The organism is Lamprobacter sp., assembly GCF_034860625.1.
In the GTDB taxonomy this organism is placed as follows: domain Bacteria; phylum Pseudomonadota; class Gammaproteobacteria; order Chromatiales; family Chromatiaceae; genus Lamprobacter.
Map to the genome: position 1 here is coordinate 1 of NZ_JAYESN010000164.1, position 7,415 is coordinate 7,415.

Sequence of the window (7,415 nt, forward strand, 5' to 3'; positions counted from 1 at the left end):
AAGATCAGCCGTTAACGTGGTCCGTCCCTGATATCCCCACCGATGAAGTACCCTTCAATCGCTCCTGCAATCTATCCATTGACTGAGGCGATGTCTTAGCTCGCAAAGCCTGGTCTCCGATACTGAACCGAGCCGGCCCAACAACAGAGAACCATCCAGCACTGCTAATCGAGAGAGCCGGAATACACTCGCCATTTTAAGCCCAGTGGCGGCAAAACCGTCATCGTTAGGACTCAGTACCCAATCCAGGTCCGGCTGCGCATGATGCAGCCGTGAGGACACCATGCACACAAGCCAGTCATCATGAGCATGATCGAGTCGTCGTAACAGGAGTACCGGCCGCTTCTTGCGATGCGTCAGATCGGTAAAGGGGAACGGCATCAACGCAATCTGACCGGGGCTCTTCATGACCAGCGATCTTTGAGATCATCCTCGCAATAGAGGTCCGGCTCATCTTCCAGCCCACGCATCGCTTGCTCAATGCTCATGGCGCGGAAGTTTTGCTCTGACCAGTCAGACTGCCCAGGTTCGCTATCACGTTGCTCTAGGAACACCACGAAGTCCATGACCTCCTGCTGACGGAGAGCTGGAAGACGACGAACTTTAACAATGAGTTCTTCAATCTGCATCGAGATGCCCTCATGGGAACCACCAACGGTGGCTTTCAGCATACAGCGTCTGCTCGAGATTCGCGATACGGGCTCGGCGAAGCGTCTAAATCACCCCCAATGCCTTCAACTGCCTAGAGTGCAGCAACCCACAACAGCGCCTGGTCACCGGTGATCATCCGCGCCAAGAGCGGTGTACCCAGCGGCGAGGTCTCGCCTAGCGGTCCCAGTCGAAGCTCAGGCTGTCCTCAGCACCGAAGAACGCACGGGCGTCGAGCGCGGGCTTGGCCTGGGCCTGGCGCTCGGCGAGCTTGCCGAGGGTGTGGATGTGCTGCATCGAGAGGAGCTGGCAATACGCGACCGGCAGGGCGCCGGCTTGGTGGAGGCGGGTGAGGGCGTCGCTGTCCAGGCTGTTGAGACGGGGCTCATCAATGCGGTAGAGCCCGTCAATGGGCTGCTCACCGGCCTCGCTTTGGCGCTTGAGGGGCCAGGCGGTGATCAACTGCTCGGCCTCAAGGGCGGCGCAGAGGCGCTGGGTGTGTTGGCGATTCTGATGCACCTGCTGGAGGAAGTCGAGCACGTCCTTGACGCGCTGAGCAGGCTCCCCGGTGTCGGTGAAGAAGGGTTGCTCGTGCTGGTCGGCGATCAGTTCGCTGTCGAGATCGACGCAGAGCACGAGTTGGCCGGTGTCGGCTTGCGCGAGGGCGAAGGGATAACCGCGGTAGGCAGCGGGGATGTAGCCACCGAGCCAGCGCCCATCCGGGGCGACGAACAGGTTCTGGCCCGGTTGCAAGCCTTGCACGGCGGCGGGGATGAAGTGGTCCTGTTGCCGGATGAAGGCGATCGGCAGGCTGTGGCAGGCTTTGGCCAGTTCCTGGGCGACCAGGGGCACGATGGCCTCGGCGGCGGCGAAGCGGTAGTGGTCATAAGGCTTCCAGCGCCGGTGGGCAAAGTCGGTGTGGGTGATGGCTTGGTAAGTCGGCATGGCGGGACTCCGGGGGTATTTGATTGAGTCCAGTCTACGGGGACGATGCCGATGACGACACCCCGCGCCGAGGGATTGGGAGGGAGTTGGTCTGGGGTGATGGGCGTCCGTGCTCTGGTGGTCAGAGCTACCGGTCTTGGCAGGTGTCGCACCCGGTTTCCGTACGGTTTCCGTATGCTTGGCCTTCAGATCAGGGCCGGGCCTGGGTTAAACCGTGGACTGATTTCGTTTCCGCGCTCGACAAAACCTGCATGGCCGGCATCAACCGAGCTGCCAACCGTTGCTATCCTGCTCGTCGTTCCAGTATTGCCCGAAAAGGCGGCTCAGCGTCTCCCATGATTGGCCTTCGTCCTGCATGAAGGTATCTCGCTGCGAACGGAGGAGTAAGCCCATCACCTGCGCTGGGCCGCTTAGGGCATGCGCCAAGACGATCAGACCCCGTACATCCGCATGGGTCTGCAACACTCCGTGGAGCCGCATCGCGCCTTCAACAGCGGGTTGTCCGGCGTATTCCGGCGGCATGAACAACAGATTCCCAGGGGCACCAAAGGCACTCATCCAGAGGGCGCCACTCATCGGGCCAGGCACCGGTGGATCGGGCGACCAAAAAACCGGTCGAAGTTGCTCCGGGGCAGTAGTGTAAAGCGGTAAATCGAACAGATTCAGCACAAGAACGGTCGGGCCATGTGAAAATTGTCCAGGTTTGTAGTTGGAGCAGGTTTTCAAGATCAGGGTCTCGATCAAACCACCGATGGCCCCTTTGGTATAGGGCTTGTCCGCATAGGGCTGATCCACGATTAGGCTGGTGGCAACCTTGGAACCACCCGCTAACTGGCGTCGCACATTGTCCTGTTCGGCTTGTGCCTCGGCAAGCAGTGCTCTGACGTTTTGATTGGCATGCACCCGCGCCAGGGTCTTGACCTCGAAATACAGACAAGGATCATTGTCGTGTACGAAGTCCGGCGCCTTCTGACGGCTCCGAGACTCCTCTCTCAGGCTTTGCAGAGGATGCAGTTCCACACCGCATTCGCAGGCTACTGTGGCAAATTCCAGTTCGCCACAACGGCGCCCAAGGGCAATGAGATGCTCGGCAAAACGCCCATCGAACAGCTGCTGCTCAACGCTGAGACGAAGGGCCTCGATGTGCTGCGTCACATCATTCAGCCGGTCATCCAGACCGAGCGCACCGAGTTGACACGCGCTAGCGCCTATCCGCCGCACCGGTTCCGTCAGTGCCCGCAACAGCACTTGGCAGCCCTGCCGGCTGGCTGCTTGCTGTAAGTGCAGAAAGGCGGTTTCTAGCGACATCATGGCTTCTCTGCACGCTCAGGACATCTCGTCAGCGCCCCGCGTGCGGCGAGGAGAATGATCTGGGCGGCGCGTTTGACCAACCCTTGGGGCGCGTTGTGTCGGCGCTCAAGGGCTTCCAGGGCGCGCATGTCTTTGCCGGACACATGAATGGGGTTGGGCGGTGCAGCGCGGCATCGGTGAGAACCTCTGATCAGGAGCAATGCGAGTAACGCGTCATGATAGCGTCAATATCCAGGAACGGTCTCAGGTATTTAACAGGGCTGCACTAGCGCCATCCGTGCCCTTGGTTTTTGCGCATCTAGCGACTAACCTCCGAGGATGCGGGTGATATCCAGCAACTGCTTGACCGCTGGCGCAGCCACACAAATCTGATCCCAAAGCCCCTTGACCGTCCCACTTCGCGGTCTGCTTCTTTGCAGTTCTTCTCGCAGTGTAGTAAACATTTCCATGACATCGTCCTGATTTTGTTGATTTAACACCTCAGCTACCTCCGCTAACGGCGCCTCCCAATTCTGTTCTAAATTGTTGGAGAGGGTAATGTCGCTGCTATTTTTTGCATGACTTTGCGCCGTATTCGAAAACAGAAAGTTTTGCTGCGGGGCTTTCACTGACAAGAGTGTTTCAAATTGGATTTCCAGACGTCTGACTCGTTCTTCTAAACTTTTCTTTCCGGATTGATCGCTCATGCGCATATCTGCCAGCGAGGCATTGGTCACGTTAGAGTCGTTAGCGATCACTTCGCTAGATTGTGCAGCTGCTAACGCCTGTTCGATGAATACATCAATGCTTCCAGACATGGTCACCCCCTAGCGTGTCGCTTTCTGTAGTACCCTTAGTAGGGCAAGCTCATCGATGCTGTTCGAACATTACCCGAGAAGATAAGCCATGAGCACTACCTTATCATTGCGGTCAGTAACCTTGTCGAATAGGTCGAGCAAGTTACTTGCCCGCTGCGTGCGCTGATCAAAATCGCGTTTCAACAGGAAGCGCACTTCCGCTTTGAGTGAAAAAAGAGCACCGAGCGTTTTCTGAAATTCATCGTTACTCATGCGCAAGCCGTCATCGACTTTAAAATATGGAATCTGACTGTCCATCAACAAGTTATAAAAAACATATTCCCTGGCATTAGATTCGCTGAAAAACGGGTTATTCACAATCCCCCAAAGTTTTTGATAAAAGATCGGCTCTTCTAGGTTTTCGGCTATTAATGCCTTTAGCATTTCATCAGAAATCTTACCAAATCTTTCTTGAAGCCGCTCTTTTTCATTGTCCGTAATCAGAATTAAATCATCATTGCTACCGCCCTGGTGGTTGGACTTGACCATTTCGATCAACTCCGCAGCAAAGCGAATCAACGCTGCCCTACCTGCATCCTCTGCTTGATCTATAATTCTTAAAATCGCAGCGCATTGGTTGATTTTGTTTGCATTACCATTTTTTAGTACGGCGTGGATTTTTTGCTCGTTAACGGAATATTGCTGAGATGTCATTCTATTTCTCCATAATTGGTTGGTGGCGACCAAAGCAATTCAATTTGATGCGTTGCTTTGAGCTTGGCTGTCTGGACAATAAAAACCCCGCCCCGACGGTGCGGGAGCGGGGTTGTCAAAACATTCGGGCATCCTTGCCCTGAGGTTGAAGGGGCTGAGTTGCGTATCAGCCCAACGGGGTCGCTCGGAAACACATTGCGGTTAGCCGCCTTCGCAAGGCGTTGTGCTGACTAAGCAACAATGTCTGCAGCAACCACGTCACCCGTAGCGTCAACACCGGTCAACGCAATCACCGACAAACCAGACGAAACGTCCCCATCTGCATCGTAGTACAGATAGCCATTTCCCGTCCCGTTGAAGTTATAGACGACTGCATACAGAACAGTTTCATCAAGTACTCCATTAACAGCCGTCAATGCTGCAGCCTCGGTAGCTATCGCTGCCCCGTTGATCTGGGAGCCGGCTGTGAAGTTAGTTGCATTTGCAGCCACACCGGTTTTGATCGTATCCGCTCCTGCGACCTTAAAGTCGGTAATGGTATCAGCGGTCGCAAAGGTGCTTCCGGTATCGCCAGTGAGATTGATCACGAACTGGTCGTCGCCCGCTCCACCTGTCATGGTGTCAATGCCCGCGCCGCCGGTGATGGTGTCGTTGCCCGCGCCGCCGGTGATGGTGTCGTTGCCCGCGCCGCCGGTGATGGTGTCATTCCCCGCAAGGCCGTTGATGCTCAACACGCCAGGGGTAGTCCCATCAGGCGTGACGTTGCTCATGTCAATGGTGTCATTACCCGCCGTTCCCTGCACGGTCAGCACATCATTAGCATTTGTACCCTCGAGCGTAAAGGTCTTGCCCGTCACACCGGCGGCGGCGACGGTTACGGTGTCGGAATCATCGTCAACCGTAATTTTCTCGATGCCCGTCATCGACAGGCTGGAGACGTTCAGGTTTCCACCAGCAGCATCAAGGATCAACTGGTCACCAGTTGCCGTTGCTTGCAGCTTGCCATCAACGGTGAGGTTGAAGTTTTGATTTGCAGCTCCGGAAATCACAGTAAAGGTATCGTCATTGATACCACCGGTCATATTGACCGTGAGGTTTGTCGCCGTGGCTGAGCCGATGACCTGGATATCGTTGACGAAGTTCTTGGTCGTGCCGGTGGCGGTGGCGCTGCTGTGAGCCACGATGTCGACATCGAGCCCAGCATCTGCATTGGCGGCATCGACGTTGACGGTTCTTGCCTCGAGATCGCCTGCAGCAAACGTCAAAGCATCAATCCCAGCGCCATTGGCATCGACGGTAATGGTGCCGGTGGTGCCGCCGGCAACGGTCATCGCGTTCAATGCGACCGCACCATCCACACCGGCCACATTAACCGTAATGTTGTTCGAGGCTGAGGTCGTCAGCGCTCCGACGGTGAGTGCGTCGGTGCCGTTGTTATCGGTCAGACTATCGGCCGTGATATTGAGACCGTAACCCGCAGCAGTGTTGTCGATCGCACCGATGTTGGCGGTGCCGGTGCCACTGAGCGTGACGGATGCCAGAGCATCAGCGCCAGCTGGCAGCACGAAATCCCCGGCCGTATCGACGGTCAGACTCTGGAGTGCGGTGAGTGTCGAAGCGGTCAAAGCGAAATCGCCACCGGCGCTGAGTTGCAGATCGGTCATCTCAGCCGCTGTGAGGTTCAGCACCGACGCTGCGGTTCCACTGTTGAAGATACCGGAGAGGGCCGAACCAGCGGTCAGTGCTCCATTGATGGCGCCATCGATCTGCGCGTTAATACTCGTCGCTTCTGCTGCGGCGACAGTGCCTGTGTAGTTCGCGAACTCGCTGACCATCAGGCTCAATGCGCCAACTGAGTTGGCGACAGTGACAGTGTTTTTATTGTTATCGATGCTATCGGCATCGGCCTCATCGCTGGCGGTCACCTTCACCGTGGTTGCACCACTGTGATCGGCCGTCATGGCGTGCGTACCACTACTAGCACCAAGCAGCTCGACGGTCATCGCCGCTGCGCCAAGGTCTGTGAACGCCGCGTTAAAACCTGGAGCACCAACCATTTGCAACGTCGTCAGCCCGGTCGTGTTCAAGGCCGAGTAGTTTAAGGCACTCCCAAGCGTTCCTACCCGGAAGGTCTCCACGCCAGTCATCTGATACTGCTGCAATGGCAGGGCGGCACCACCGGTCACCGCGAGCGTGTCATCGCCTTCACCACCCTCGATGATCGCGTTGACGGTCAGGTCATTGCTCATCGCAGCGCGGATCGTATCGTTTCCGCTGCCGGTCTTGACCGAGGTCATCCCGGTGGCATCGGCGAGCGCAATATCGAGATCGCCGGTAGCGGTCGAGCCATCGAAGGTTTCAAGACTGGTGCCAACATCAGTGAGGTTGAGCGAGCCAGCGCCGGTGACGTTGATCGTTTCAGCGTCATCGGAGCCCAGAGCCACCACGTTCGCACCGGCGACGTCGAGGTTGAGAGTCTCGATGCCATCGACGGTCAGCGTGACTCGAGCGAGGTCGATATTGTTGTCTGCATCCGCAGGTGTGCCCACGTTATTCAGGCCGATAGCAAAGCTGTCGCTGGTGCCGTCAGTGACGTCGGTGGCAAAGCCGAGGGTGGTAGCGCCATCAGCCTGGTTGGCGACATTGACCGTTGGCGCGAGGCTGCCCAGGTTGGTCAGGTTGACCGCCGCACCGGTGGCGTCGATGTTGTACTCGGTGACGCCCTCGATATCTGCCGCGTTGAAGTTGCGCTCGATGGCAGTACTGTTGTTCAGGTTGACGATCTCGACGTTGCTCAGACCACCCGCGGTGCTGAAGCCGCCGAAGTTACCCTGCATGTCGACGTTCAGGGTGTCGGTTCCGGCACCGCCGTCGAGCTGATCGGCCACGTTCAGCGTGTTGATGCTCACCAGCGCGGAGACGACGCTCTCGATGGTGTCATTGCCATCGGTGCTGAGGAAGACCTCATCGTAGTCATCCGGATTCGCCGGGGCTTCGGGGCCGACCCAGTCGGTACCTGTC

The 7,415-nt window shown here is 57.0% G+C and carries 7 protein-coding genes; all 7 read right to left on the reverse strand.

The features are described from left to right. Positions 1-54: 54 nt before the first annotated feature. Positions 55-408 carry a type II toxin-antitoxin system PemK/MazF family toxin gene (locus VBE63_RS31555; RefSeq protein ID WP_416274640.1) on the reverse strand — a complete coding sequence of 118 codons (354 nt, stop codon included), beginning with the start codon at positions 406-408 and terminating at the stop codon, positions 55-57. Beyond that, on the reverse strand, positions 405-671 hold the full coding sequence (locus VBE63_RS22625; protein ID WP_323685278.1) for a DUF2281 domain-containing protein: 267 nt from the start codon (positions 669-671) through the stop codon (positions 405-407). The genes VBE63_RS31555 and VBE63_RS22625 overlap by 4 nt, the downstream gene beginning before the upstream one ends. Before the next feature lie 154 nt (positions 672-825). Further along, a complete protein-coding gene (locus VBE63_RS22630; protein WP_323685279.1) occupies positions 826-1,593 on the reverse strand; it encodes a SapC family protein in 768 nt (255 codons plus the stop codon). Positions 1,594-1,854: 261 nt separating this feature from the next. After that, complete coding sequence (locus VBE63_RS22635) at positions 1,855-2,904, reverse strand: hypothetical protein (protein ID WP_323685280.1); 1,050 nt, start codon at positions 2,902-2,904, stop codon at positions 1,855-1,857. Positions 2,905-3,209: 305 nt separating this feature from the next. Beyond that, positions 3,210-3,701, reverse strand: a complete 492-nt coding sequence (locus VBE63_RS22640; protein ID WP_323685281.1) for a hypothetical protein — start codon at positions 3,699-3,701, stop codon at positions 3,210-3,212. Between the two features lie 69 nt (positions 3,702-3,770). Beyond that, complete coding sequence (locus VBE63_RS22645; RefSeq protein ID WP_323685282.1) at positions 3,771-4,394, reverse strand: hypothetical protein; 624 nt, start codon at positions 4,392-4,394, stop codon at positions 3,771-3,773. Between the two features lie 230 nt (positions 4,395-4,624). Then, positions 4,625-7,415: calcium-binding protein (locus VBE63_RS22650; RefSeq protein WP_323685283.1), on the reverse strand; the 2,791-nt coding region annotated here is incomplete at its 5' end.